The 25,459-nt window shown below is 72.6% G+C and carries 22 protein-coding genes; 11 read left to right on the top strand and 11 right to left on the bottom strand.

The genetic code is table 11. The features are described from left to right. Window positions 1-101: 101 nt before the first annotated feature. From AB0I38_RS19175 to AB0I38_RS19160, 4 genes are all read left to right on the top strand, one after another. Entirely contained in the window at window positions 102-1,094 is a 993-nt protein-coding gene (locus tag AB0I38_RS19175; RefSeq protein ID WP_358469276.1) for a LacI family DNA-binding transcriptional regulator, read from the top strand. Between the two features lie 16 nt (window positions 1,095-1,110). Then, window positions 1,111-1,893, top strand: a complete 783-nt coding sequence (locus tag AB0I38_RS19170) for a sugar phosphate isomerase/epimerase family protein (protein WP_358469273.1) — start codon at window positions 1,111-1,113, stop codon at window positions 1,891-1,893. Then, a complete protein-coding gene (locus AB0I38_RS19165; RefSeq protein WP_358469270.1) occupies window positions 1,890-2,813 on the top strand; it encodes an alkaline phosphatase family protein in 924 nt (307 codons plus the stop codon). Before AB0I38_RS19170 ends, AB0I38_RS19165 begins: the two co-directional genes overlap by 4 nt. A gap of 83 nt (window positions 2,814-2,896) precedes the next feature. After that, window positions 2,897-5,509, top strand: coding sequence for a PEP/pyruvate-binding domain-containing protein (locus AB0I38_RS19160; RefSeq protein WP_358469266.1), 2,613 nt, complete (start codon window positions 2,897-2,899; stop codon window positions 5,507-5,509). Here the strand turns inward: AB0I38_RS19160 and AB0I38_RS19155 are convergent. The 6 genes from AB0I38_RS19155 to AB0I38_RS19130 all read right to left on the bottom strand — a co-directional run bounded on the left by AB0I38_RS19155 (window position 5,478) and on the right by AB0I38_RS19130 (window position 11,309). After that, window positions 5,478-6,092, bottom strand: coding sequence for a GNAT family N-acetyltransferase (locus AB0I38_RS19155; protein WP_358469263.1), 615 nt, complete (start codon window positions 6,090-6,092; stop codon window positions 5,478-5,480). The genes AB0I38_RS19160 and AB0I38_RS19155 overlap by 32 nt on opposite strands. A gap of 31 nt (window positions 6,093-6,123) precedes the next feature. Further along, complete coding sequence (locus AB0I38_RS19150) at window positions 6,124-7,065, bottom strand: sugar phosphate isomerase/epimerase family protein (RefSeq protein WP_358469260.1); 942 nt, start codon at window positions 7,063-7,065, stop codon at window positions 6,124-6,126. Continuing rightward, on the bottom strand, window positions 7,062-8,222 hold the full coding sequence (locus tag AB0I38_RS19145) for a dihydrodipicolinate synthase family protein (RefSeq protein WP_358469257.1): 1,161 nt from the start codon (window positions 8,220-8,222) through the stop codon (window positions 7,062-7,064). The genes AB0I38_RS19150 and AB0I38_RS19145 overlap by 4 nt, the downstream gene beginning before the upstream one ends. After that, a complete protein-coding gene (locus AB0I38_RS19140; RefSeq protein ID WP_358469254.1) occupies window positions 8,219-9,364 on the bottom strand; it encodes a Gfo/Idh/MocA family protein in 1,146 nt (381 codons plus the stop codon). The genes AB0I38_RS19145 and AB0I38_RS19140 overlap by 4 nt, the downstream gene beginning before the upstream one ends. Window positions 9,365-9,440: 76 nt before the next feature. Continuing rightward, window positions 9,441-10,667 carry a ribonuclease D gene (locus tag AB0I38_RS19135; RefSeq protein WP_358469252.1) on the bottom strand — a complete coding sequence of 409 codons (1,227 nt, stop codon included), beginning with the start codon at window positions 10,665-10,667 and terminating at the stop codon, window positions 9,441-9,443. A gap of 45 nt (window positions 10,668-10,712) precedes the next feature. Beyond that, window positions 10,713-11,309, bottom strand: a complete 597-nt coding sequence (locus AB0I38_RS19130) for a DUF3000 domain-containing protein (protein WP_358469249.1) — start codon at window positions 11,307-11,309, stop codon at window positions 10,713-10,715. A 586-nt stretch (window positions 11,310-11,895) separates the two neighbouring features. Here AB0I38_RS19130 and hemE point away from each other — a divergent pair. Then, entirely contained in the window at window positions 11,896-12,918 is a 1,023-nt protein-coding gene (gene hemE / locus AB0I38_RS19125; protein ID WP_358469246.1) for a uroporphyrinogen decarboxylase, read from the top strand. On the opposite strand, the gene AB0I38_RS19120 is transcribed toward hemE, so the two are convergent. Continuing rightward, window positions 12,906-13,865 carry a DUF4349 domain-containing protein gene (locus tag AB0I38_RS19120; protein ID WP_358469243.1) on the bottom strand — a complete coding sequence of 320 codons (960 nt, stop codon included), beginning with the start codon at window positions 13,863-13,865 and terminating at the stop codon, window positions 12,906-12,908. The two genes, hemE and AB0I38_RS19120, sit on opposite strands and share 13 nt — an antisense overlap. A gap of 122 nt (window positions 13,866-13,987) precedes the next feature. Between AB0I38_RS19120 and hemG the strand changes: the two genes are divergently transcribed. After that, window positions 13,988-15,391, top strand: coding sequence for a protoporphyrinogen oxidase (gene hemG / locus AB0I38_RS19115; protein WP_358469240.1), 1,404 nt, complete (start codon window positions 13,988-13,990; stop codon window positions 15,389-15,391). A gap of 4 nt (window positions 15,392-15,395) precedes the next feature. Beyond that, the gene (hemQ, locus tag AB0I38_RS19110; RefSeq protein WP_358469236.1) at window positions 15,396-16,097 is read left to right on the top strand and encodes a hydrogen peroxide-dependent heme synthase; all 702 of its coding nucleotides are present in this window, start codon (window positions 15,396-15,398) and stop codon (window positions 16,095-16,097) included. A 57-nt stretch (window positions 16,098-16,154) separates the two neighbouring features. Here hemQ and msrB read toward each other — a convergent pair whose 3' ends face one another. After that, the gene (gene msrB, locus AB0I38_RS19105; protein WP_358469233.1) at window positions 16,155-16,556 is read right to left on the bottom strand and encodes a peptide-methionine (R)-S-oxide reductase MsrB; all 402 of its coding nucleotides are present in this window, start codon (window positions 16,554-16,556) and stop codon (window positions 16,155-16,157) included. A 330-nt stretch (window positions 16,557-16,886) separates the two neighbouring features. Between msrB and ligD the strand changes: the two genes are divergently transcribed. The 3 genes from ligD to AB0I38_RS19090 all read left to right on the top strand — a co-directional run bounded on the left by ligD (window position 16,887) and on the right by AB0I38_RS19090 (window position 19,462). Further along, a complete protein-coding gene (gene ligD, locus AB0I38_RS19100; RefSeq protein WP_358469230.1) occupies window positions 16,887-17,897 on the top strand; it encodes a non-homologous end-joining DNA ligase in 1,011 nt (336 codons plus the stop codon). A gap of 356 nt (window positions 17,898-18,253) precedes the next feature. Next, a complete protein-coding gene (locus AB0I38_RS19095; RefSeq protein WP_358469226.1) occupies window positions 18,254-18,751 on the top strand; it encodes a hypothetical protein in 498 nt (165 codons plus the stop codon). Next, window positions 18,752-19,462, top strand: coding sequence for a class F sortase (locus AB0I38_RS19090; protein WP_358469223.1), 711 nt, complete (start codon window positions 18,752-18,754; stop codon window positions 19,460-19,462). It begins immediately after the preceding gene. On the opposite strand, the gene AB0I38_RS19085 is transcribed toward AB0I38_RS19090, so the two are convergent. The 3 genes from AB0I38_RS19085 to AB0I38_RS19075 form a co-directional block, all read right to left on the bottom strand. Continuing rightward, complete coding sequence (locus AB0I38_RS19085; protein WP_358469221.1) at window positions 19,463-21,544, bottom strand: acyl-CoA dehydrogenase; 2,082 nt, start codon at window positions 21,542-21,544, stop codon at window positions 19,463-19,465. Between the two features lie 132 nt (window positions 21,545-21,676). Beyond that, window positions 21,677-22,567 (bottom strand): tetratricopeptide repeat protein, encoded by an 891-nt coding sequence (locus tag AB0I38_RS19080; protein ID WP_358469218.1) that lies wholly within the window; start codon window positions 22,565-22,567, stop codon window positions 21,677-21,679. A gap of 252 nt (window positions 22,568-22,819) precedes the next feature. Next, window positions 22,820-23,308 (bottom strand): CAP family protein, encoded by a 489-nt coding sequence (locus tag AB0I38_RS19075; protein ID WP_358469215.1) that lies wholly within the window; start codon window positions 23,306-23,308, stop codon window positions 22,820-22,822. A gap of 1,136 nt (window positions 23,309-24,444) precedes the next feature. On the opposite strand from AB0I38_RS19075, the gene pgeF reads away from it, so the two are divergent. After that, the gene (gene pgeF / locus AB0I38_RS19070; RefSeq protein ID WP_358469212.1) at window positions 24,445-25,152 is read left to right on the top strand and encodes a peptidoglycan editing factor PgeF; all 708 of its coding nucleotides are present in this window, start codon (window positions 24,445-24,447) and stop codon (window positions 25,150-25,152) included. The last annotated feature ends 307 nt before the right edge of the window (window positions 25,153-25,459 follow it).

The following is a 25,459-nucleotide window of genomic DNA, read 5'->3' as shown; positions in this document are numbered from 1 at the left end:
GTTTCTCCGGGGGGTGTCGTGTCCCCGGACGGGTGAGGCGTGCGAGGATGCGGAGCCGGGTGCCGTCCGGCGCCAGAGGCAACCGCTTTCCGGGAGGTGTCGTGGTCACGCTGGAGGACGTCGCCAAGCAGGCGGGCGTCTCGCTCGCGACCGCCTCGCGGGTGCTCAACGGCAGCACCCGGCAGGTCGGCGCCGATCTGCGCGCGCGGGTCGAACGGGCCGCCGGCGAGCTGGGCTACCGCGCCAACATGGCGGCCCAGACGCTGGCCAAAGGCGCGAGCAACGTCATCGGCATCGTCGTCCACGACCTGACCGACCCCTACTTCGCCGCGCTGGCCGACGGCGCCATGCGCGCCGCGGCCGGCGAGGGGCTGCTCGTCATGGTGGGCACCACCCACCGCGACCCCGAGCAGGAGATCGCCTACGTGGCCACGCTCAACGCCCAGCGCGTGCGGGCCGTGCTGCTGGCCGGGTCGCGGGTCGACGACCCCGAGGTGACCGGCCGGCTCCGCGACGAGCTGCGGCGCTACCTCGACGCCGGAGGCCGGGTGGCCTGCGTGGGCCAGCCCCTGCTGGGCGTCGACACCGTGGCTCCCGCCAACCGGGAGGGCGCGGCGGCGCTGGCCCGCGCGCTGGCCGGGCTCGGTCACACCCGGTTCGCCGTGCTCGCCGGGCCCCCGCGGCTGATCACCGCCCGCGACCGATGCGCCGGGTTCGTCACGACGATCCGGGAGCTCGGGCTGCCCGAGCCGCGCGTCGTCCACGGTCCCTTCGACCGCGACGGCGGCCACACGGCGGCGGCCGAGACGGGTGAGGCGACCTGCGTGTTCGCCGTCAACGACGTGATGGCCGTGGGCGCGCTGGCCGCCTATCGCGAGCGTGGTGTCCGGGTGCCGGAGGACGTCTCGGTGGCGGGCTTCGACGACATCCCCACCCTGCGCGACCAGGTGCCGGCGCTGACCACCGTACGCCTGCCGCTGACCGATCTCGGCGCGCGGGCGCTGGAGCTCGCGCTGGACGCGGGGGAGACGCCGGTGGTCGAGCAGGTCACCGGAGAGGTCGTGCTGCGCGAGAGCGTGCGGGACCTCCGCTGACGACACGGGAGGCGCGGTGAAGCTGGCGCTCAGCACCCTCGGCATGCCGGGCGAGGGGCTCGGCCGGGCGATCGAGGTGGCGGCCGGGCACGGCTGCCACGGTCTCGAACTCCGCCTGCACCCCGACACCGGCGTGCACCGGGGCCTCGGCCGCGACGAACGGCGGTCCGTGCGCGAGCGGATCGCGGACGCCGGCCTGGAGGTCGCCGCGCTGGCCGGCTATGTCGGTGTGTGCGAGCCCGGCCCCGACGAGCCCGCCGTCGAGGCGCTGCTCGCCGACCTGGCGCTGGCCGCTCAGCTCGGGGCGCCGGGCGTGCGGGTCTTCCCGCGCGGCGACGACCCGGCCGTCGGCGCGCGCAGGCTGCGGGCCGTGGCCGGCGCGGCCGCCGACCTCGGCGTGCGGGTGCTCGTCGAGACGCACGACCACCTGGCCACCGGCGCGGCCGTGGCCGGCCTGCTCGACGCGGCGGCCGTGCCCGAGACCACCGGCGCGCTCTGGGACCTGCTGCATCCCTGGCGCAGCGGCGAGCCGCCCGCCGCCACCCTCGCCGCGCTGCGCCCCTGGCTCGCCTACGTCCAGGTCAAGGACGCGGTCTCGGCCGGCGACAGCACGCCCGTGCCCATGGGGGCCGGTGCGGTGCCGCTGGAGGAGTGCGGGACACTGCTGCGCGAGGCCGGCTACGACGGGTGGGTCTCGCTCGAATGGGAGCGCACCTGGTATCCCCAGGTGGCCCCGGTCGAGGAGGTCCTGCCCGGCGCCGCCGCGTGGGTGCGACGTTTCGGGAGGACCTCCGCATGATCGACAAGGTGCTCGTGGTGGGCATGGACGGCCTGCGCTTCGACCGGCTCGCCGCCGTGCGCCCGCCGGTGCTCGGCGCGCTGATGTCCTCCGGCCGGTACGGCACCAGCCGCCTCCCGTACGGCGAGGCCGGAGCCCCCCGCACCGAGTCGCCGGGCGAGGTCGTCCCGGAGTCCGCCACGTCGCCGGGCGACATCCAGGACGACGTCCGGCTGATCAGGGCGCGCACCGACTCCGGCCCCGGCTGGTCGTCGATCGCGACCGGGGTGTGGCCGGACAAGCACGGCGTCGTGGACAACGGATTCACGGGAGCCCAGTTCGCGAAATATCCGGACTTCTTGACTCGGGCCATGTCCGTCCGCCCCGACCTGGTCACCGCCGCCTTCTTCTCCTGGGCCGCACTGGCCGAGCACGGCGCCTTCGGCCCGGCCCTCGGCACCCGGTTCGTGGTCGACGGCTACGCCATCACCTTCCACACCGGCGACGAGCGGGTGACCGAGGCCGCCACCGCCTGCCTGGCAGGCGACGGCCCCGACCTGGCGTTCGTCTACCTGGGCGACACCGACGAGGTGGCCCACGACCTCGGCCCGATGTGTCGTGAATACACCGACGCGCTGCTGCTCCAGGACGCCTACCTGGGCCGCCTGCTCGACACGGTCCGCGCGCGGCCCTCGTACCCCCGCGAACGCTGGACGGTGCTGGTCACGACCGACCACGGCCACGTCGACGAGGGCGGTCACGGCGGCGTCTCCGACGAGGAGCGCACGGTGTTCGTGATCGCCGCCCGGCTGGGCGAGGACCTGGGCGGAGGCTCGCTCGGCGAGCCGAGACTGGTCGACGTGGCCCCCACGGCACTGGCCGGGCTGGGCATCGACGCCGACCCCGCCTGGGAGCTCGACGGGAGCCCGCTCCGCTTCTGAGAATCTTTTCATCGCGTGTTGAATTCTGGTCTCGGAAGAGTGAGACTCGTGACGAGACGCACGAAGACCTCCCGGGGGGCGCGATGAACACCGCACTGGACTTCTCCGAGATCCACGCCGGGATGCTCGCCGAGGTGGGCGGTAAGGCCGCCAACCTCGGCGAGCTGACCAGGGCGGGACTTCCGGTCCCCGCCGGCTGGGTGCTGACCACCGAGGCCTACCGCCAGGTGGCCGAGGCGGCGGAGCTCGACGTGATCGTCGCCCGGGGTGGCCCCGGCCTGGCCGAGGCCGCCAGGACCCGGCTGCTGGAGACGCCCGTGCCCGAGCCGGTGGCCAAGACCGTGCGGGAGTTCTACGCCGGCCTCGGCGACCGCGTGCCGGTCGCGGTGCGCTCCTCGGCCACGGCCGAGGACCTGCCGTTCGCCAGCTTCGCCGGGCAGCAGGACACCTTCCTCAACGTCGTCGGCCCCGACGCGGTGCTCGACGCCGTACGCCGCTGCTGGGCCTCGCTGTGGACCGACCGCGCCGTCGCCTACCGCGACGCCAACGGCATCGACCACGTCTCCGTACGGCTCGCGGTCGTCGTGCAGGTGATGGTCGACGCGCGGGTGGCCGGGGTGATGTTCACCGCCGACCCGGTGACCGGCCGCAGGCGCGAGACCGTCATCGACGCCGCCCCGGGGCTGGGCGAGGCCGTGGTCTCCGGCGCGGTCAACCCCGACCGGTTCGCGGTCGACGTGGCCACCGGCGAGATCCTGCTTCGGCACGAGGGAGACAAGCGGCTGGCCGTACGCTCCCTGGCGGGCGGCGGCACCGAGCACGTCGAGGCCGCGCCCGGCGGCCTGTGCCTGACCGACGCCCAGGCGCGCGAGCTGGCCGCGCTGGGCGTCCGCGTCGAGGACCACTACGGCGCGCCGCAGGACACCGAGTGGGCCATCGGCGACGACGGCGCCCTCTGGCTCACCCAGGCCCGGCCGATCACCACGCTCTACCCGCTGCCCGAGACCACGCGCGACGGCCTGCGGGTCTACTTCTCGGTCAACGTCGTCCAGGGCGTGATGGGCCCGCTCACGCCGATGGGGCTCTCGGCGTTCCGGCTGCTCGCCTCCGGAGCCGCCGGGCTGTTCGGGCACGCTCCGGCCGAGCGGCGTGACGGGCCGGCCTTCCTGGCGGTCTCCGGCCTGCGGCTGTGGATCGACCTCACCACGGCCGTGCGCAGCCGGGCCGGGCGGGTGATCCTGCCGCGAGTCCTGGCCGTCGGCGAGGCCCGAACGGCGGTCGTACTGGAGCGGCTCGTCGAGGATCCCCGCCTGTCGGTCCGGCACACCTCGCTCCGGCCGGCCCTGCGGGGCCTTGCGCGCTTCGCCCGCCGGGTGCGCGCGCCCGCCCGCGTGTTCCAGGCGCTGACCAGGCCGGCCCGCGCCCTCGCCTACACCCGCGCAGTGGGCGAGCGGCTGGACGGGCGGCTGCGCGTGCCCGGCGGGGCGACGCCCGCGCAGCGCCTGGACCACGTGGAGCGGGTGCTCGGCGGCACGTTTCCGCAGATCATCTCGATCATGCCGATCGTGCTCACCGGCTACGGCCTGTTCGGGCTGGCCTCACGGCTGTCCGGACTGCCGCTGAGCGAGATGCAGGACGTGCTCCGCGCTCTTCCGCACAACCCGACCACCGAGATGGACCTGGAGCTCTGGGCCCTGGCCGGCCAGGTCGAGCCGGAGCCGTTCCGCCGGCACCCGGCCGGCGAGCTGGTGCGCCTCTACCACGCGGGCGAGCTGCCGCCGAAAGCCCAGCAGGGCATCGCGCGCTTTCTCGAAACCTACGGCCACCGCGGCGTCGCCGAGATCGACCTCGGCCTGCCCCGCTGGTCGGACGACCCCGCCCACCTGCTTGGCGTCCTGGCCAACTACCTGCGCATGGACGACGCCGGCGACCTCGCCCCAGACGCGCTCTTCGCCCGGGGAGCCGCCGAGGCGAAGGCGGCGACGGCCGCGATCGTGGCCCGGGCCCGGAGCAGGGGGCGTCTGCGGGGAACGGTCACCCGGTTCGCGCTGCGCCGCACCAGAGCGTACGCGGGACTGCGTGAGCTGCCCAAGTTCTACCTGGTGCAGGTCCTGGCCGGGCTGCGGCGCAGCCTGCTGGCCGTCGGCGAGCACCTGGCCGCCACCGGGGTGCTCGGCTCGGCCGGCGATGTCTTCTTCCTGACCGTCGAGGAGGCCCGGGCCGCGCTGGCCGGCGGCGACCTGCGCGCCCTCGTGACCGAGCGGCGGGCGGCCTACGAGCGGGAGACCCGCCGCAGGCACGTGCCCAGGATCATGCTCTCCGACGGCACCGAGCCGGAGGCGCTGTCGGCCCCGGCCGCCGAGGGTGCGCTGACCGGCTCCGCCGCCTCGGCCGGTACGGTCACCGGCCCGGCCAGGGTGGTGCTCGACCCGGTCGGCGCCCACCTCGAACCCGGCGAGATCCTGGTCTGCCCGTCCACCGACCCCGGCTGGACGCCGCTGTTCCTCACCGCCGGCGGGCTGGTGATGGAGATGGGCGGCGCCATGTCGCACGGCGCGGTGGTGGCCCGTGAATACGGCATCCCGGCCGTGGTCGGCGTGCCCGACGCCACCCGCCGCATCACGACCGGCGGCCTGATCACGGTGGACGGCGCGGCGGGCACCGTCACCGTCGAGGAGGAGTCGGCCGAGAGCTGAGCGGCTCCGGGACGGCTGCGCCTGTCTCCTGCGGGGCGGCGGTCCTGTGGTGGAGCCAGGTGTGCAGCGGGTCGGAGCCCTCGCGGACGAGTACGGGCGCTTCGGTGAGACGGAACCCGGCCGACCGGGCCACCGCGGCGCTGGCGGTGTTGCCGGCGGCGATCCGCAGGAGCACTCGGGTGGCGGCCAGCGGGTCGTAGGCGTAGGCGGTGATCAGCTGGACGGCGCGCCCCGCCAGACCCCGGCCGCGGTGCGCGGCGCCGACGGCGTAGGCCAGCTCCACCTCACCCGGCTCGCCGGTGACGAACAGCAGGATCTCGCCGAGGGGCCGGCCGCCGTCGGTGGTGATGGCGAGCTGGAGCCTCCTCCTGTCGGTACGGCGCTGGCGGGCGACGTCCAGGTAGGCGCGGGCGGCGCTCTGGTCGAAGGGGGAGCGCAGCGGAGTCCAGCGGGCGACGGCTGGCTCGTCGAACAGCTCGGACATCGCGGGCACGTCCTGCTCCGCCCATTCGCGCAGGATGAGACCCGAACCCGTGAGGTGGACGTCATCGGGCAGGGCCAGATGGTCGTTGTGCGAGCCCAAGGGATCTCGCCTTTCGTCTTGGGGGAAACGGTCAGGCGGCCGGCACCAGGGCGGCGTAGCGGGCCTTCATCGTGGCCACCACCTGGTCGGGATCGGCGGCCCAGACGTCGGCGTTGAAGATCTCGACCTCCACGTCTCCGGTGTAGCCCGCCCCGGCCACGGCCCGGGTGATCGGCCCGAAGTCGATCACTCCGTCGCCCATCATGCCTCGCCCGAGCAGCACGTCGGCGGGCAGGGGGTGCAGATAGTCGCACACCTGGTAGGCGGCGATTCGGCCGCGGGCCCGGGCGAGGTCGTCGGGCAACCGCGGATCCCACCACACGTGGAAGGTGTCGACGACCACGCCGACCTGCTCCGGCGGGTACGCCAGGCACAGGTCGAGAGCCTGGCCCAGCGTGGACAGGACGGCCCGGTCCGGGCAGTAGACCGGGTGCAGCGGCTCCAGCGCCAGCCGGACGCCCCGCTCTCCGGCGTAGGGCGCGAGGACACCGAGCGCCTCGGCCACCCGCTCGCGGGCCCCGGCCAGGTCGCGTGAGAAGCCGGGCGAGCCGGGTGCGAAGCCGTCCGTGGCCGGCTCACGCGAGCCCTCCGTGGCCGGCTCGCGTGAGCCGCCGCTCGCGGGCAAGGGTTCGCCCGGCCGCACGCCGGGAAGACCGCCCACCACCATCACCAGGCAGGCCGCCGCCAGCTCCGCCGCCTCGTCGATGGCCCGCCGGTTGTCGTCGAGAGCCCGTGCGAAGGCGCGACGGCCCTCCTCGCCGGGCAGCCCGCCCGCGGTCAGGAAGCCGCCCCGGCACAGCGACGACACCCGCAGCCCGGCCTGGCGCACCAGCTTGACGGTCTCGGCCAGCCCCTGCTCGGCCACCTTCTCCCGCCACAGCCCCACGGCCGCCAGCTCGTGCCGCACGCAGCCGTCCACGGACTCGGCCACCGACCAGCGCCTGGTCGTCCACTGGTTGAGCGACAGGCTCACCGGCCGTTCACCGCCAGCAGCGCCCGCATCCGGCGCACGGCCAACTCCGGGTCGGCCAGCAGCCCCGCCTGGTCGGCCAGGCGGAACACCTCGGTCAGGTGACGCAGCGAGCGGGCCGACTGGGCGCCGTTGACCATGGCGAACGCGTCCTGGTGGCCGTTCAGCCAGGCCAGGAAGACGATGCCGGTCTTGTAGTGGTAGGTCGGCGGCTCGAAGATCTTCCGCGACAGCGGCACGGTGGGCGCCAGGATCTCGTCGTAGTCGGCCAGCAGCCGGTCGCGATCGGCCTCGCTGCCGGACTCGGCCGCGTCGAGCACCCTGAGGGCGGCCGCCGCCGCGGGGGCAATCGCGTCGAAGACGCCGAGCAGCGCGTGCGAGCCCGATTTGATCAGCGAGGGGTAGTTGAAGTCGTCGCCCGTGTAGAGCCGCACCCCGCCGGGCAGCGCCGCGCGCAGCCCTGTCTCGTGCTCCTCGTCCAGCAGCGACACCTTCACCCCGTCCACCATCGGGGCGTGGGCGTGGATCAGCTCCAGTAAAGAGTCGGTGGCGGCGGGCACGTCGGCCGAGCCCCAGTATCCGGCCAGCCGCGGGTCGAACATCTCGCCGAGCCAGTGCAGGATCACCGGCCGTTCGGCCAGGCCGAGCAGCTTGCCGTACACCTGGTGGTAGTCGCCGGGCCCACTCGCCACCCGGGCCAGCTCGCGCGAGGCCATGACGATCACCTGGGCGCCGGCCGACTGGACGGTGTCGATCTGCTCGGCGTAGGCGGCGGTGACGGCGGCCAGGTCGGCCGCGCCGGGGGCGTGGTCGGTGCCCGCGCCGCAGGCCAGCAGCGTGGCGGGGTCGCCGAAGTCGCGGGCCTCGCGGGCGCTGCGCGCGATGAGCTCCTTCGTCGCGGCCCAGTCGAGGCCCGCGTTGCGCTGCGCGGTGTCCATCGCGTCGGCCACCCGCAGGCCGTACGACCACAGGTGGCGGCGGAAGCGGAGGGTGGCGTCCCAGTCGACGGCGGCGGGGGAGCCGGGCGTGTTGTCGCCGAGCGGGTCGGCCACCACGTGCGCGGCCGCGTAGCCGACGCGGCCGGTGGCGGGCACGCCGGTCGCCGGCCAGGTCACGGGCTCGCGCAGCGTGTACGCCCCGCCGGGCAGGTCGATCATCACAGCGCCGGCACCTCGATCCGGCGGCCCTCGGCGGAGGAACGCAACCCCAGCTCGGCCAGTTGGACGCCACGCGCGCCGGAGGCGAAGTCGTAGGGGAAGGGCGCGTCCTCCAGCACGTGCCGGACGAACAACTCCCACTGGATCTTGAACCCGTTGTCGAACTCGGTGTTGTCCGGCACCTCCTGCCACTGCTCGCGGAAGCGCGTGACGACCGGCAGGTCGGGGTTCCAGACCGGCTTGGGAGTGCCGGCCCGATGCTGGATCCGGCAGTCGCGCAGCCCCGCGACCGCGCTGCCGTGCGTGCCGTCCACCTGGAACTCCACCAGCTCGTCGCGGTGGACGCGGACCGTCCAGGAGGAGTTGATCTGGGCGATCACCCCGCCCGCCAGCTCGAAGACCCCGTACGCGGCGTCGTCGGCGGTGGCCTCGTAGCCGACGCCGCGCTCGTCCACGCGGGCCGGGATGTGCGTCGCGGCCTTCGCGTAGACCGCCTCGACCCGGCCGAACAGGTTCTCCATCACGTAGTGCCAGTGCGGGAACATGTCGAGCACGATGCCGCCGCCGTCGGCCGCGCGATAGTTCCACGAGGGGCGCTGCGCCTCCTGCCAGTCGCCCTCGAACACCCAGTAGCCGAACTCGCCGCGCACCGACAGGATCCGGCCGAAGAAGCCGCCGTCGATCAGCCGCCTCAGCTTGAGCAGGCCGGGCAGGAAGAGCTTGTCCTGCACCACGCCGTTCTTGACGCCCCTGGCCGTCGCCGCCTCGGCGAGCGCGACCGCCTCGTCGACCGACTCGGCCGTCGGCTTCTCGGTGTAGACGTGCCTGCCCGCCTCGATGGCTCTGAGCACGGCCTTGACCCGGGCGGAGGTGACCTGGGCGTCGAAGTAGATCAGGTTGTCCTCGCCGGAGAGCGCGGCGTCGAGCTCGGTGGTGTGCTCGGCGACGCCGTGCCGGTCGGCGAGGCGGGCGAGCCTGGCGGGGTCGCGTCCGACCAGGACCGGCCTGAGCAGGACCCGGTCACCGTCCGAGAGCGTGACGCCGCCCTGCTCGTTGATGGCCAGGACGGACCTGACCAGATGCTGGTGATGGCCCATCCGGCCGGTGACGCCGTTCATCACGACGCCGATGGTGCGCACGCTCATGGGGACCCCTTCTAGGAAAGCGCTTTCCCGCAACGTACGGCTGGCCCACCGGAGGCGTCAAGAGCGCCGGCCGTACCTAGAGGTCGCCCTTGGTCTCCAGCCTGGCCAGGGCCTTGGCGAGGGGGTGGGCGGTGAGCGAGACCTGCCACGCGCGGGCGCCGAGCCCGCGCAGCCGGTCGGCCACGCTCTCGTCGCTGATCTCCTCGGGAGGCTCCCAGGTGAGCCTGCGCACCGCGTCGGGCTGCAGCAGGTTTTCGGTCGGCATGCGGTGCTCGTCGGCGAGCGCGGCCACCACGGCGCGGGCGGCGCTGAGCCGCTTGGCGGCGACGGGATCGCGGTCGGCCCACCGGTTGGCGGGTGGCGGCCCGTCACCCGGGGTGCTGGGCTGCGGCAGCTCGCCGTCGGACAGGGCGCGCGCCCGGCTCACCGCGCTCAGCCAGTCGCTCATGTGCCTGCGCGCGCTGCGCCCGGTGAAGGCCGAGATCTCGGTGAGGGCCTTCTTGGTGCGCGGCACGTCGAGGGCGGCGGCGACGATCGCGGAGTCGGGCAGCACCCGGCCCGGCGCCAGGTCGCTCTCGCGGGCGATCCGGTCGCGCATCGTCCACAGCTCGCGCACGATGGCCAGGGCCCGCACGTTGCGCACCTTGTGGATGCCCGAGGTGCGCCGCCACGGGTCGGAGCGGGGCGTGGTCGGCGGCGTGCCGAGCACGGCGGCGAACTCCTCGCGCGCCCACTCCAGCTTGCCGCTCTCCACCAGCTCGGCGTGCAGCACGTCGCGGAGCTCGACCAGCACCTCCACGTCGAGCGCGGCGTAGCGCAGCCAGGCCTCCGGCAACGGCCGGGTCGACCAGTCGGCGGCCGAGTGGCCCTTCTCCAGCCGCAGCCCGAGCACGGTCTCGACCATGGTGCCGAGCCCCACCCGCTCGTAGCCGAGCAGCCGGCCGGCCAGCTCGGTGTCGAACATGGCGCGCGGCCGGAAGCCGACCTCCAGCAGGCACGGCAGGTCCTGGGACGCGGCGTGCAGCACGATCTCCGTGTCGGCCACCGCCTGGTCGAGCCCGGACAGGTCGGGGCAGGTGATCGGGTCGATCAGCGCCGTGCCCGCACCCGCGCGGCGTAGCTGCACCAGGTAGGCGCGGTTGCCGTAGCGATAGCCGGAGGCGCGCTCGGCGTCGACCGCCACCGGGCCGGAGCCCTCGGCGAAGGCGTCGACGGTCCGGGCCAGGGACGCGGCGTCGCCGACGACCGGGGGGATGCCTCCGCGCGGCTCCAGCAAGGGGACGACGGTGCGTTCGTCTGTCATGAGTCCACCGCTCTCATGACGCTGTTGTTCTGTTGACTGGTGCCCTCACTTCGTTCGGTCACTCTCCGGATCATCGCGTCGGCGGGGCATGGTGGCCACATCGGGCGGGAGCGGCGGGATCCCCGCCGCCACGCACATGAGGTCGCACCAGGCGGCGACATGGCCGGACAGGTCCTCGTGCGTGGGGGACCAGGACGCCCGCAACTCGAGCTCGGTGGTGACCGGATCATCGGCCTTGTTGCCGAATCCCTCGGACACTGCTCTAGTCACGGTACCGCCGGCGGCGGAGTAGTCGGCTTGGTGGGCGTCGAGCGCCTCGGTCAGCCAGCTCCACGCGACCGGCCCGAGCAGCGGGTCGGAGGTGATCTCGGGCTCCATGTCGGCCCGCACGTAGGCCACCAGGCGGAACGGCCCGTCCCAGCCGCGCTGGCCGTCGGGGTCGTAGAGCAGGATCAGCCGGCCGACCGCGAGCTCGTCGTCGTCGCGGTAGACCGAGGCGCCCATGGCCGCGGAGTAGGGCGCGAGCCGCTGGGGGGCGGGCAGGTCCTCGAGCTCGATCTCCGGCCGGACCTCTGCCAGCCGGAGACTCTCGACCGCGTGCCGGAACGCGGCCGGAGCCGGTGGCCGGTCACCGAGGGTCATAGTCGAAGAGTAGGTCGAAGACGGACGGAAGGGGACCACGGGGGTGCTCATCGTTCGCGATCAAACCGCTGCCGCAACCAGCTGCCGGACCGGGCGGGTGGACGTGACCTGCCCGATGAGCAGGGCATGACCGCACTCGACGCAGGCCCACTCGGCGCATTCACCCGGCTCGTGCCCGTCGAGGCACGGTGGTCGCTCGAACTGCCGCTCACCAGCGCACGAGGCGCAGGTCTCTCTGCGGCGCTCTGGGGAACTCCACAACGCGGTCATCGCACTGGGGCCTTTCGTCGGGTCGTGGCTCCGACGTTGGCATGCCGCGCCGACAATTCCCCGCAACGCGCTCGGCGTGTCCCGAAAGTGGATGCTGAATCGATGCCGCGCGGTCACTTGGGGAACTTTTGGTCCAGTCGAGACCGGCTTTCTGGTCGCCCATGGGGTGTGTTCGACCCGGGTGCGCCGCCGATGCCGGGCCGGCCGGTAAACGTGCATCCGACCATCTGATCATGATTTTGGTCGTCCAATGCCTACTTTTCCGACACCTCACGCCGGATACCGGACCGCGAGCAGGCCATGGCACCCTTGAAGAGTGAATCTCGCCGACTCAACGTTCCTGCGCGCCTGCCGCCGCCGGCCCGTCACGCACACCCCCGTGTGGTTCATGCGCCAGGCCGGGCGCTCGCTGCCCGAATACCTCAAGGTGCGCGAAGGCGTGCCCATGCTCACTGCGTGCGCCACGCCCGAGCTCATCGTCGAGATCACCATGCAGCCGGTCCGCCGCTACGGCGTCGACGCCGCCATCTTCTTCAGCGACATCGTCGTGCCGCTCAAGGCCATCGGCGTCGACCTCGATATCAAACCCGGGGTCGGCCCGGTCATGGCCCAGCCGATCCGCGACGCGGCCGGCCTCGACGCGCTGCGCCCGATCGAGCCCGGCGACGTCACCTACGTCACCGAGGCCATCGAGGCACTGGTCGGCGAGCTCGGCGGCACGCCCCTGATCGGCTTCGCCGGCGCGCCGTTCACGCTGGGGTCCTACCTCATCGAGGGCGGCCCCTCCAAGAACCACGACCGCACCAAGGCCATGATGTACGGCGAGCCGCGGCTGTGGCACGCGCTGATGGAACGCCTCAGCGGCATCGTCCTGGAGCACCTGCGCATCCAGATCAGAGCGGGCGCCTCGGCCGTCCAGCTGTTCGACTCGTGGGTGGGCGCGGTGGCCCCCGACGACTACCGCGAATTCGTGCTGCCCCACACGCGCCGCATCTTCGACGGGCTCGCCGACCTCGACGTGCCGCGCATCCACTTCGGCGTGGGCACCGGCGAGTTGCTCGGCCTGCTCGGCGAGGCGGGAGCCGACGTGGTGGGCGTCGACTGGCGGGTGCCGCTCGACGAGGCCGCCCGGCGGATCGGCCCCGGCAAGGCGCTGCAGGGCAACCTCGACCCGGCCATCCTGCTGGCCCCGTGGGAGGTCGTCGAGCGCAAGGCCCGCGAGGTGCTGCGCCGCGGCCGGGCCGCCGAGGGGCACGTGTTCAACCTGGGCCACGGCGTGCTCCCCTCGACCGACCCCGACCAGCTCAGGCGGCTGACCGACCTGGTTCACGAGGCCTGAGTCTCCGCCGGGCCGACGGCCGGGGGCGTCCTCCTGCCACGGGCGCGCCGTACGAAGAAGGACACGAGCAGCACCACGGGCACGATGACGATCAGCCACGGCAGCACCGCGCCGAGCACGGTCAGCGCCACCATCACGAACCCCTTCAGCGCCGACCAGCCCGCGGCGAGCCCGCCCAGGAAGCCCGCCGGCTCCTCCGACGGCTCGGACACCACGGTGACCGGCCCGACCAGGTTGAGCGTGAGGGTCGCCATGCCCACCTGGGCGGCCAGCTCCTTCTGCTGGGCCTGCAGCGACTCCAGATCGGACTCGCGGGCGGAGATCTCCCGCTCCACTTCCAGCACCTGGCCGATCGTGTCGGCCTTCTTCAGCAGGGTGCGCAGCGAGACGAGGGCCTCCTGCGCCGACTTCAGCCGGCTGTTGACGTCGGCCACCCGCAGCGTGACGTCCTGGGTGCCCTGGTTCACCGAGAGTTGCTTGCCCAGATCCTTGCCGAGGCTCGCGAGCACCTCGGGATAACGGGCGGGCGGGATCTTGAACTCCAGCGTGGCGGAGCCGTCTCCACCGTCGGAGAACTGCGACTCCTCCTTCGACAGGTAGCCGCCGGCCGAGGTGACGAGCTGCTTGGCCCGCAGCGCCGCCGCCGTGACCTCCTTGGCCCGCACGGTCATGTTCGCCACGTAGACGACCTGGCGCTCCTGCTGGGTCACCTTGACGTTGGAGGCGAGGTTCTCGCCGCTCCCCGCCGACCGCCCGCTCTTGGCGGCGGACCGGGGGCTGACCTCCGCGGAGCCGTCCGAGTCCGCCCGGTCCTGCGCGAACGCCGACTCGGGCGCCGCGGCCGGGGCCGATTGAGTCATAGCGGACTCGCCCGAGCCGCCGCACCCCGACGCGAGCAGAGCGACGCACACGGCCGACAACGCCACGCCGTACCGGAATCTCTTCATGCCCCTATGACGGCCGCGAGAACAGGCGGGTTTGATGGCAGCCGTCACGGTATGGTCACGCGCCCCGAACGGCCGGTCAGGCACCCGAGACGGTAACGTCAGGAGCCGTGAATGGGAACGCCGTGGAAGAGAACACGCCCCACGTCGTCGTGGTCGGCGGCGGCATCTCGGGGCTGGCCGCGGCCTGGCATCTTCGCCAGGCCGGTGGCGACCGGATCAGGATCACCGTGCTGGAGAGCGCCCCGCGCGTCGGCGGCAAGCTGCTCGCCTCACCGGTGGCCGGAGTCAGCGTCGACGTGGGCGCCGAGGCCATGCTGGCCAGGCGGCCCGAGGGCAAGGAGCTGGCCAAGGCGGCCGGGCTCGGCGACGACCTGATGAGCCCCGGTTCCGCCGGCTCAGCCATCCTCAGCAGGGGCGCGTTGCGGCCGATGCCCAGAAAACAGGTCATGGGAGTGCCGGCCGACCTGACCGAGCTGGCCAAATCCGGCATCCTGTCGCCGGGCGGGCTGCTGCGGCTGCCGATGGACCAGATCCTGCCGCCGACCCTGGTGCGCACCGACGTGTCCGTCGCCGCCTACATCAGGGCCCGGATGGGCGGCGAGGTCCTCGACCGGCTCGTCGAGCCGCTGCTCGGCGGCGTCTACGCCGGCCGCGCCGACAAGCTGTCGCTGGAGGCCACGATGCCCCAGGTGGCCGCCGCCGCCCGATCCGAGCGCTCGCTGTTGACCGCCGCCCGGCGGATGGCCGACGAGAGCCCCAGGGACGCCGGCCCCGTCTTCACCACGCTCCGCGACGGCATGGGCAGCCTGCCCGAGGCCGTCGCCAAGGCCGCCGAGGCCGACGTCCGCACCGGCGTCACCGTCCGCGAGCTGTGCCGCACCGAGCACGGCTGGCGGCTCGTGACCGGCCCGGTGCCGAGGCCCGAGGTCATCGAAGCCGACGCGGTGATCGTGGCCGTCCCCGCTCCCGCCGCCGCCCGGCTGCTCGGGGCCGAGGTGCCCGGGGCCGCGACCGAGCTGGCCAAGATCGAGTACGCCAGTATGGCCGTCGTCACGCTGGCCTACCCCGTCGACGCCTTCCCCGAGCCGCCCGCGCGCTCCGGCTACCTCGTCCCGCCCGTCGAGGGCCGCCCGGTCAAGGCCGTCACGTTCAGCTCGGTCAAGTGGCCCCACCTCGCGGGCGACCTGGTGCTGCTGCGCTGCTCGATCGGCCGCCTCGGCGAGGAGCACCTGCTGCAGCGCGACGACGCCGAGCTGGTCTCACTCGGCACGGCCGAGATGGCCGGCGTGATGGGCGTGCGCGGGCTGCCCGTCGACACCCGCGTCACCCGATGGGGCGGCGGGCTGCCGCAGTACAACGTGGGCCACCTCGACCGCGTGGCCAGGGTGCGCGCCGCGGTGGCCGTGCAGCCGGGGCTCGCGGTGTGCGGGGCCGCCTACGACGGGCTCGGCATTCCCGCCTGCGTCGCCACCGCCCGCACGGCCGCGGGCCGGATTCTGGACCACCTGGCCAGGCGAGGAGAATAGAGACATGACAGAGGGCGCTGCGCGGCCGAAGGCCCGCGATCTCAACCAGGTGATCCGCTACACGATGTGGTCCGTCTTCAAGGTGACCGAGCCCGTGCCGGGCGACCGCGGCCCGCTCGCCGACGAGCTCGGCGAGCTGCTGGAGCAGGCCGCCCTGAAGGACGTGGTGACCCGCGGCCTCTACGACGTGGCCGGCTTCCGGGCCGACGCCGACTTCATGTTCTGGTGGCACGCCGCCACCCCCGAGGACCTGCAGGACGTCTACTCCCGCTTCCGCCGCACCGGCCTCGGCCGCCACACCACGCCGGTCTGGTCGGCGATGGCGCTGCACCGGCCCGCCGAGTTCAACAAGTCGCACATCCCGGCGTTCCTGGCCGAGGAGGAGCCGCGGGCCTACGTGAGCGTCTACCCGTTCGTGCGGTCGCTGGAGTGGTATCTCCTCGACGACGCCGAGCGCCGGGCACTGCTCGCCGAGCACGGCAAGATGGCCCGCGACTACGCCGACGTGCGGGCCAACACGGTCGCCTGCTTCGCGCTCAACGACTTCGAGTGGATGCTCGCCTTCGAGGCCGACGAGCTGCACCGGATCGTCGACCTGATGCGTCACCTGCGCGGCGCCAAGGCCCGAGAGCACACCCGGGTCGAGATCCCCTTCTACACCGGGGCCCGCAAGCCGGTCCAGGAGCTGGTCGCGGCCCTGCCGTGATCAGCCGGCGACTCACGGCACGCCCTCGCGCCCGGTGGAGCGCGGGGGCGTGACGCGTTACTCGGCGGGCTGGAGGCGGAGCGAGACGGAGTTGATGCAGTAGCGGTCGTCGGTGGGGGTCGCGTAGCCCTCGCCCCGGAAGACGTGACCCAGGTGGGAGTCGCAGCGGGCGCAGCGCACCTCGGTGCGGACCATCCCGTGGCTGCGGTCGTCGATCAGCCGCACCGCCTCCGACTCCGACGGCTCGAAGAAGCTCGGCCATCCGCAGTGGGACTCGAACTTGGCGTCCGATCTGAAGAGCTCGGCCCCGCACGCGCGGCAGGAGTAGACGCCTTCGGTCTTGGTGTCGACGTATTCACCGGTGAAGGGCCGCTCGGTGCCGGCCTCGCGGAGCACGTGGAATTCCTCGGGCGAGAGCTGAACCCGCCACTCGCCCTCGCTCTTGACGACCTTGTCCATACGTCCAGCGTACGAGATGCGGCAAAAAGAGATCTCCGCAGGGGGAAGCATCCTTTCTGGGGCGAATTTGCGTCTTTGTAAGCAAGGGGGTGTCATCGCCTCCTGTCAAGGGTGAGATCATTCGCCGGATCGCAGAGGCGGCACAGCCCACGCCCGTGCTGGAGTCGCAGAGGCGATCAGAGGCCGGCCGGGTGGCGCGCCAGCGCCCGGGACGGCGACGATGGCGGGTGATCTTAAAAGGTCCGTCCCGTCGAGCCCTCGGTCCCGCCACTGAGGCGGCTCCGGGGCGGACCCACCCGTTCGCGGGCCGGTCCGGGGTAGGTTCGGGGCATGGCATCGCCGTACATAGAGCTCAAGGTGGGGGAGCGGACCGTCAAGGTCACCAATCCCGACAAGGTCTACTTTCCGGAGATCGGCGTTACCAAGCGCGAGCTCGTCGAGTACTACGTGAGCGTCGGCGAGGGCGCGCTGCGGGCGCTGAGAGACCGCCCGACCAACCTGAAGCGTCACCCCGACGGCATCCACACCGAGGCCATCTACCAGAAGCGGATGCCGCCCCGTCATCCCGACTGGCTGGAGACCGTGACCGTCACCTTCCCGAGCGGGCGCAAGGCCGACTCGCTGCGGGTCACCGAGGTGGCCGCGATCGCCTACTGCGCCAACCTGGGCACGATCGACTTCCACCCCTGGCAGGTGCGCGCGTCCGACGTCGAGCACCCCGACGAGCTGCGCGTCGACCTCGACCCGCAGCCGGGGCTCGGGTTCGACACCGCCCGCCGGGCCGCCTTCCTGACCCGTGAGGTGCTCGCCGAGGCGGGCCTGACCGGGTTCGTGAAGACCTCGGGCAACCGCGGCCTGCACATCGCGGTTCGGATTGAACCGCGCTGGGACTTCGTCCAGGTACGTCACGCGGGCATCGCCCTGGCCAGGGCCGTGGAGGAGCGCGCGCCCGACCTGGTGACCACGGCCTGGTGGAAGGAGGAGCGCGGCGAGCGGGTCTTCATCGACTTCAACCAGAACGCCCGCGACCGGACGATCGCCAGCGCCTACTCGGTGCGGGCCAGGCCGACGGCGCCCGTCTCCACCCCGGTCACCTGGGAGGAGCTGGAGGACGTCGATCCGGCCGACTTCGACATCCGCACCGTCCCGGCCCGCTTCGCCAAGCTGGGCGACGTCCACGCCGCCATCGACGACGAGGCGTACTCGATCGAGCCGCTGCTCGACTGGTACGCCGGAGACGACCGCGGGGACATGCCGTATCCGCCCAACTATCCGAAAATGCCCGGCGAGCCCAAGCGCGTCCAGCCGAGCAAGGCGCGTCCCGAAGAAGAGGCCGGCTGAGCGAGGCGGTGGACTGCACGGCCGGCCCCCTCCGACCGGGGTAAGGCTCGGGCTCTCCGGCCGTGCGGTGTCCGTATTCCTCTCGGATGCGGCACCTGTCCTGGAACGTAACTCGCGGATGTGTACGCGACGCTCTGCGTGGGTGGTGAAATCTGGCAAGCGGGAGGAAATCCCTTCCACCGGGAAGGAGAAATTTCATCCTGTTCCGGCACGGATCATCCACTGGAACCTCACTCTCCGCAATCGCCCGGTAATTCACCGATATCGCTTCGGTCACATTACTTGACGATCGGTCCAATAGTTCGCAAGGCTCTCGTTCTGTCTCGGGGCGCGACAACCGATTCGGGAGCCTGGTTATGGCAAGAGCGCAACGTCTGGCGGCCGCCGGAGCGGTGGTGGCCTTCGTGACCGGCGGCGTGATCACCGTGGCGGGCATCGGCACCGCCTCCGCCCAGTCGAGCCAGGAGACGCCGGCCGTGGCCGCGACCTGCCTGCTGCCCCTGGTGCCCTGCGACGAGCCGGGCGGCACGGAACCCGAGGTGCCGGGGTCCAGCCCCGGGGAGAAGTGGTCGGACAACCCCGTGCCGAACCCGATGGAGAGCTGGTCGGACAACCCGGTGCCCACCGACTCCTGGTCCGACGCGCCCTCCGACGCCCCGCGCGATACCGGGGCCCCCTGGAAGCCGGTCGACGAGGACGAACGCCGGATGCCGCAGGGCCACCCGGAGACGGGCGGCGGCGGGCTGGCGCAGGGAGACCCGGCGTGGCCGTTCGTCGCGGGCGGCGGCGCGGCGCTGCTCGCCGGCGCCGGGCTGGCCGGGTTCGCGGTGCGCCGCCGCAAGGGTGACGCCTAGTTGGGCCAGAAGTCGCTCCTCGTCGCGGCTGGAGTGGTGTCCCTGGCCGGGATCGTGCTGATCTGGGCAGGGGTGGGCGGCCTGCTGTCCGGCGGCGGGCCCGAGCCCGTCGCGGCCGTCACGCCCGAGCCGGTCATGTCGCTGCCCGCGCCGGCCACGTCGCTGCCCGCGCCGGCCACGTCGCTGCCCGCGCCGGTCGCGTCCCTGCCCGTGCCGGCCGGGAAGATCGCCAAGCCGATGCGGCCCGCCCGGCCGGTCGCCGTCTACATCCCGTCCATCGGCGTGTCGGCGCCGCTCATGGAGCTGGGCCTCGACACCGGAGGCACGATCCAGAACCCGCCCATCGAGCGCCCCAACCTGGCCGGCTGGTACCGCTACGGCGCCGTACCCGGCCAGCGCGGAGCCGCCGTCATCACCGGCCACCTCGACACCAGGACCGGCCCGGCCGTGTTCGCCCGCCTCAAGGACGTCGAACGCGGCGACCAGGTGCAGGTGCAGCGCGCCGACCGGTCCGTGGCCGTGTTCGTGGTGGACCGGATCGAGCACACGCCCAAGAGGAGCTTCCCGGCCCGGAAGGTCTACGGCGACCTCCGCTATCCGGGCCTGCGCCTGGTCACCTGCGGCGGAGTGTTCGACGGGCGGGCGCACAGCTACCAGGACAACACCATCGTGTACGCCCACCTGGCCGCGCCGTACCATCCTCGGAGCTGATCACGGATCGCGCGGCAGCCCGAGCGCCCGCTCGGCGATGATGTTCAGCTGCACCTCGGTCGTGCCGCCGCCGATCGTGAACGCCCGGGTGGTGAGGATCATCCGGCTCCAGTGGCGGTCGAAGGGCCCCAGCGACCAGCAGAACTCCGAGACGGCCTGCGAGTGGCGCATGCCGAGCAGCTTGCGCACGCTCGACGCGGTGCCCGGATCGGCGCCCGACAACTGGGCGAGCGTCACGCGCAGGCCGAGCGCGGCGAGCGCCTGCCCCTCGGCCCACAGGCGCCCGGCCTCCTCCAGCCGCGCCTGCCGCGGCTCCGGCAACTTCGCGATGAGACCGGCCATGTCGGTGTGCCGGGAACCCGGCCCCCACGAGTCGCCCAGCGCGACCCGCTCGTGCGACAGCGTGTCCCGGGCCACCCGCCAGCCGCCGTCCACCTCGCCGACCACCAGATCGTCCGGCACGAAGACGTCGTCCAGGAAGACCTCGTTGAACACCTCGTCGCCGTTGATCTCCTTCAGCGGTTTGACGGTGACGCCTGGCGAGGACATGTCCACCAGGAAGTAGCTGATCCCCTCGTGCTTCGGCCGGTCCGGAGAGGTCCGGGCCAGGCAGATGCCCCAATGGGCGTACTGCGCCAGAGAGGTCCAGATCTTCTGGCCGCTCAGCGACCAGCCGCCCTCCACGCGGACCGCCTTGGTGGACAGCCCCGCCAGGTCCGACCCCGCGCCAGGCTCGCTGAACAACTGGCACCACACGATCTCGCCGGTGAACGTCCTGGGCAGGAACCGTTCCCGCTGCTCCGGTGTGCCGTGCCGGACGATGGACGGCACCGCCCAGGCCCCGATGCCCAGGTTCGGCCGTTTGAGGTCGCGGAACTCCTGGTGGATGATCACCTGCTCCAGGGGCGACGCGCCCCTGCCCCACGGTTCGGGCAGGTACGGCATGATCCAGCCCTCCCGCGCGAACCGCCCCAGCCTCGCCAACGGCTCCTCGGCCCGCAGCGACTCCGCCTGCGCCCTGATCGCGTCCCGGACCGGGGCCGCCTCCTGCGGCAGGTCCGGCTCGGTGCTCCGCCGTACCCCGGCGAGGGCGAGGCGGATCACCTCCTCGGCCCACACACCGGGATCCCCGGCCAGCATCCGGTCGGACAGCGCGCGCCGGTAGAAGCGGTGCGCCTCGTGCTCGAACGTGTAGCCGATGCCGCCCAGCACCTGGATCGCGTCGGCGGCGCACCGCACGGCCGCGTCGGGCGCCAGCACCGCCGCGACTCCCACCGCCAGCCGCCCCTCCCCACCCGCCCCAGGGCTTTCACCCGTCGGTGTACGGCCGGGGGAGTCGTCCAGCGCCCTGGCCGCGTCCCACACGGCGGCCCGCGCCTGCTCCAGCGCCACCAGCGCGGCGGCCACCCGGTGCTTCACGCCCTGGAACTGCCCGATCGGCCGCCCGAACTGCTCCCGTACCTTGGCGTAATCGGCGGCCGTCGCCACGGCCCACGCCGCCACCCCGCACGCGTCGGCCCCCAGCAGCACGGCGGCCACCTCCCGGACGGGAACCTCGCCGAGCACCCGCCCAGCGCCCCCATCCCGTGCGGTCTCGTCGCGTACGGTCACCGAGCACAGCGCGCGGTCGAGATCCACGCCCTCGACGGCTTCCACGTCCACGTCGGCCCGGTCGAGCAGCGACCACCGCCCGTCCTCCAGCGGCACCAGGAAGAGGTCGGCGCCGGGCGAGCCCAGGGCGATCACCCCCGCCTCGCCGAGCGCGACGGCCGCGGTCAGCGATCCGTCCGCGAGCCCCGCCAGGAGTTCCTCCAGCGCGTCCGTGCCGCCGCCGGAGGCCCGCGCGAGCGCCGCCGAGGCGATCACCGACGGCAGGTAGGCGCCCGGAGCCCGCCGCTCGCCCAGCGCCTCCAGTGCCACGACCAGCTCCAGCAGGCCGTAGCCCTGCCCGCCGCGTTCCTCCGGCAGGTGCAGCCCCAGCACGCCCTGCGCGGCCAGCGCCGCATGTTCGACGGTCCGCTCGGCCAGACCCCGCACGGAGGCGGCCAGCGCCAGATGTTCCTCGGTCAGCCCGATACCCATGCGTCAGAATCTAGAACTAGATTCGGTCGATCTCCAGGGCCTACGCGATCCGGTTCACCCGGACGGGCATCAGCCGGGGACTCACCAAGCACCTACAGCGTGGATGCCCCGTCCTTCAGGCGGGGGAGGATGTCAGGAGTCGCCGAACTCCAGTTGGAGGGCCTGGGTGAAGTCGGCCACCGCCTCCTCGTGCCGTTCGAGCTCCTGCAGGATCTCGCCGCGCACGCGGTAGGCCCAGACGTACTCCTCGTCCAGCTCGACGGCCCGGTCGAGGTCCTTGAGCGCGGCCTCGTTGTCGCCCATCTCGCTCAGGACCGCGCCCCGGCTGCCCAGCGCGCGGTCGTTGTCCGGTTCGAGGTCGAGAGCCCGGTTGAGGTCGGTCAGCGCCTCCTCGTAGCGGTCGAGCATGCGCAGCGCCTCGCCCCGTCTGCTGAACCCCCGCACGTACACCGGGTCCAGCTCCAGCGCCCTGGTGTAGTCGGCGATGGCCTCGGGATAGAGCTGCAGCCGCTGGTAGAGGTCGCCGCGGGCGAGCCACGAGTAGGCCAGGTCCTCGTCCAGCGCGATGATCTTGGTGTGTTCGGCCAGCGCCTCGTCCACCCGGTCGAGGTCGGCGAGGGCGTCGGCCCTGGCCTCCAGGATCCAGAGCGACTCCGGTGCCAGGGTGAGCGCGTGCTCGAAGTCGGCCATGGCCTCCTCCAGACGGTCGAGCGCGGCATACGTCTGTCCGCGCGACCCGAGGGAGTAGGCGCTGTCCGGCTCCAGCCGCAGCGCCTCGTCGAAGTCGGTCAGCGCCGCCTCGTACCGCTCGATGACGCGGTGGCTCTCGCCGCGCAGCCGCCAGGCGCGGGCGTTGTCGGGCGCCAGCGCGATCGACTCGGTGAGGTCGGCGATGGCCGCGTCGTGCCGCGACAGCCCGATGTAGGACTCGGCGCGGCTGCGCAGGACGGAGGCCCGAGACTGGGCGGCGGCCTCGGACAGCACGGGCCTCTCGTCGTGCTCCTGGAAGATCCCTTCGCTCATGGAGGGAGAATCTAGCCGAATGTCCGCCGGTACTTTGACCTGAATGCCTCCGCCGGACCGCAGTCGCGGCCGGTCGGCCCTCCTCGGTCGATGCGAATCCGTCCCGAGCGCCGGATTCGCGGTCGTTCGCCGTCGTTCACCCCCGGCGGTGTCGGACACTCACGCATGGGCAGACGTTCGGCGGAAGGGGGGCCGAGGGCCTTGGAGCTCGCCCGGCCGGCCCCGTCGCGTCATCGGTGCGGCGGTGTTCGGTCAAGCAGGCAGAACGTTCTCCGCGAAAGCGCCCTGCATGTTTCCGCGCTCCTCGAAGACGAAAACGATGTACGTCTCGAAGTACTCGCTGCCCTGTCCCGCCGCGCGTGCGATGCCGACTCTGGTGCTGGCCTTCCAGACGAGCTGCGTGAAGTGGCCGGTGCCGGACGAGAACTGAGCCGCGGCGAAGTCGTAGGCGGTGATCTCGTCGTACCAGCTCTTGACCGCGTCCGATCCGGGGAGGGCTTCAGACCCGCCGCCCCAGAAGATGTTCTCGCCCGTCTGCTGGCGCAGGCCGGTGTGCCCGGCGGCGAGCCCTTCCTGCTCGGAGCGGGAGGCCGCCCGCGCCTGCGCGTAGGAGTTGAGCTCGGGGTCCATGACCAGCGGCGGCGCGTGGTGCTTGGCCCGGAAGGCGTTGGCCTCGGCGAGCGCTTCGGCCTGGAATTCGGGCGTGGTGCTGTCGGGGAGAGCGGGGCGGGTTCCTGACATCAGGACTCCTCGAATGGCGCAGCGGCGCGCCGGCCGGATCGCGATCCTTGCCGATCGCGATTTCTTCGCCATCTTTATCCGCCCGGTCGTCGGCTGGCAATCGCCATTTTAGTGCGGGGAGAGCCGTAATGCATTCGGGAGGGCCGGAAATTACATATCGCCACTCGGTTGAACGGCAAACCAGTCGAGAAATCCGGGACAACGGCCGGAACTCGACACGGAAAAACGCCGAGTCGTTTGGCCGGGAAACGCCGGGGGCCGAAAAGACGCAATGGTTTCGCCGGCAGTAACGCCCGCCGCGCCGCCGACCGCGCCGCCCGCCCCTCCCGGATCGCGCCATACGGCTTCTGATCTGCAGGCGATGGTGCGGCCCCGAGTAGAACACGCGGGCATCGGCCAGGCAATGCTCGGCGCTGTCCGGTATCGGCCTCTGGGCGGAGGCCGGCAGTGCTGTCATGAGCCGGGCGCGGGCTCGGTCAGGCCCGGCCGGACGGCATGGGCTGGTCGATGGCACGGCGGCGCCCACGATGCCTCGGATGGCGTGGCCGAAGGCTGCACGCCGGCCAGGCCCCCGCGGGAGCCGAGAAGATGACGCGATGCCGATGGCGGCGTGATGCCGCCCGAAGGTGAAGCCCGCAGACCGTACACGTCCTGTGAAAACCAAGATCTAGTACATGCCTCGCCTTGCCGATGGGCGGCATTCACCATCGCGTTCTCAGGGTCTCGGTAAAACCGGTATCGCGTCGATGTGATCGATCGCGCTATTGTCGGTGGATTCGGGCGCGCCGATACTCGGATATCCGCATGGTTTCGCCTGGTGTGCCGGCCGGCCGGGCCGCCGGTGTTTCGAGCGGCCATTCCCGGCGTGTCTTGAGGGCTTCACCTCGGCTCGGCCATGCTCTTGGGCTCTTTCATTCCGTCGCCAGGAGTCACCCCGTACATTTCGGCCGACTGTACAATTCCTGAATACGATCGCGCCATTTCCGCGTTTCGCCGGCAATGCATCGACGCGCCGTCCGCGATCTGCTCACCCGGCCCGCACATCCCCGCACCCGGGCTGTGGTGGCGGACACCCGGTGCCGAGCACCACGAACGGCCCGCAGCCGGGCGTGGGGGAGCGGCCTAGGATTTGAGGCATGCAGCTGGCCCCGGGAGTGCGCGTCGCCGTCACCGATCGACACGGGGGAGTGAGCGCCCCGCCCTACGGATCGCGCAACCTCGGCGGGCTGGTCGGTGACGACCCGGAGGCGGTGCGGGCCAACCGGGCGTCCGTCGCCGCGGAGCTGGGCGTGCGGGCCGTCGTGTTCATGCGCCAGGTCCACGGCGCCGACGTCGCCTACGTGAGCGAGCCGTACGGCGACGACCCGCCGCCCCTCGACGGCGTGTTCACCGACGAGCCGCGCCTGGCCCTCGCCTCCCTCGGCGCCGACTGCCCGGCGGTCCTGGTGGCCGACCCGGTGGCGCGGATGGTCGGCGCCGCCCACTCCGGCCGCCCAGGCACCGAGGCGGGCGTGGCCACGGCGCTGGTCGAGGCCATGGCCGCCAAGGGCGCGGCTCCGTCCCGGATGGTGGCGCTGGTCGGGCCCGGCGCGTGCGGCCGGTGCTACGAGGTGCCCGCCGAGCTGCGCGTGCGGGTGGCCGAGCGGGTGCCCGCGACGTGGTCCACGACCTCCTGGGACACCCCGGCCCTCGATCTGCGCGCCGGGATCGAGGCCCAGCTGCGTGGGACCGGTCTCACAGACGTGCGCCACGACGCCCGCTGCACGATCGAGTCGGCCGAGCTCTACTCCCACCGCCGCGAGCAGCCGGGCGGCCGGTTCGCCGGCCTCATCTGGCTCACCTGACCCTCCAGGCCAATACCAGGCGGGGCAAGGCGCAGGCGAGCCGTACCAACCCTGCCACGTCTACGGCGCCCGGCCCGCACTGTGCCGGTAAGTGACGGCTTCAGCTACGGCGAGCAGGCCAAGGGGCGGAAGCGAGCGCTTCAGCATCGGCGAGCAGGACGACGACGGATCGCAGCCCGCTCTACGGCGGGCAAGCCGAGCGGCCGGACACCGTGAAGCGGAGGCGGGTGGGCGTTCCGGCCGACTTAAGACCGTGCCAGGTACCCCCGCGCCCGAAACAAGGCCGAAGGCGAACATCACCAGACCC

This window comes from Nonomuraea cavernae (assembly GCF_040655715.1).
GTDB classification, from domain to species: Bacteria; Actinomycetota; Actinomycetes; order Streptosporangiales; family Streptosporangiaceae; genus Nonomuraea; species Nonomuraea cavernae_A.
The sequence above is the reverse complement of the archived record's forward strand: the minus strand, read 5'-3'. Positions and strand labels throughout refer to the sequence as shown.

Bases quoted from the DNA above. Each gene is read 5' to 3' on its own strand.
- AB0I38_RS19085 (WP_358469221.1), bottom strand. From the start codon at position 21,544: ATGGGTATCGGGCTGACCGAGGAACATCTGGCGCTGGCCGCCTCCGTG.
- pgeF (WP_358469212.1), top strand. From the start codon at position 24,445: ATGCAGCTGGCCCCGGGAGTGCGCGTCGCCGTCACCGATCGACACGGG.
- AB0I38_RS19135 (WP_358469252.1), bottom strand. From the start codon at position 10,667: ATGACAGACGAACGCACCGTCGTCCCCTTGCTGGAGCCGCGCGGAGGC.
- ligD (WP_358469230.1), top strand. From the start codon at position 16,887: ATGGCATCGCCGTACATAGAGCTCAAGGTGGGGGAGCGGACCGTCAAG.
- AB0I38_RS19080 (WP_358469218.1), bottom strand. From the start codon at position 22,567: ATGAGCGAAGGGATCTTCCAGGAGCACGACGAGAGGCCCGTGCTGTCC.
- msrB (WP_358469233.1), bottom strand. From the start codon at position 16,556: ATGGACAAGGTCGTCAAGAGCGAGGGCGAGTGGCGGGTTCAGCTCTCG.
- AB0I38_RS19095 (WP_358469226.1), top strand. From the start codon at position 18,254: ATGGCAAGAGCGCAACGTCTGGCGGCCGCCGGAGCGGTGGTGGCCTTC.
- hemQ (WP_358469236.1), top strand. From the start codon at position 15,396: ATGACAGAGGGCGCTGCGCGGCCGAAGGCCCGCGATCTCAACCAGGTG.
- AB0I38_RS19160 (WP_358469266.1), top strand. From the start codon at position 2,897: ATGAACACCGCACTGGACTTCTCCGAGATCCACGCCGGGATGCTCGCC.
- AB0I38_RS19140 (WP_358469254.1), bottom strand. From the start codon at position 9,364: ATGAGCGTGCGCACCATCGGCGTCGTGATGAACGGCGTCACCGGCCGG.
- AB0I38_RS19120 (WP_358469243.1), bottom strand. From the start codon at position 13,865: ATGAAGAGATTCCGGTACGGCGTGGCGTTGTCGGCCGTGTGCGTCGCT.
- AB0I38_RS19165 (WP_358469270.1), top strand. From the start codon at position 1,890: ATGATCGACAAGGTGCTCGTGGTGGGCATGGACGGCCTGCGCTTCGAC.
- AB0I38_RS19075 (WP_358469215.1), bottom strand. From the start codon at position 23,308: ATGTCAGGAACCCGCCCCGCTCTCCCCGACAGCACCACGCCCGAATTC.
- AB0I38_RS19130 (WP_358469249.1), bottom strand. From the start codon at position 11,309: ATGACCCTCGGTGACCGGCCACCGGCTCCGGCCGCGTTCCGGCACGCG.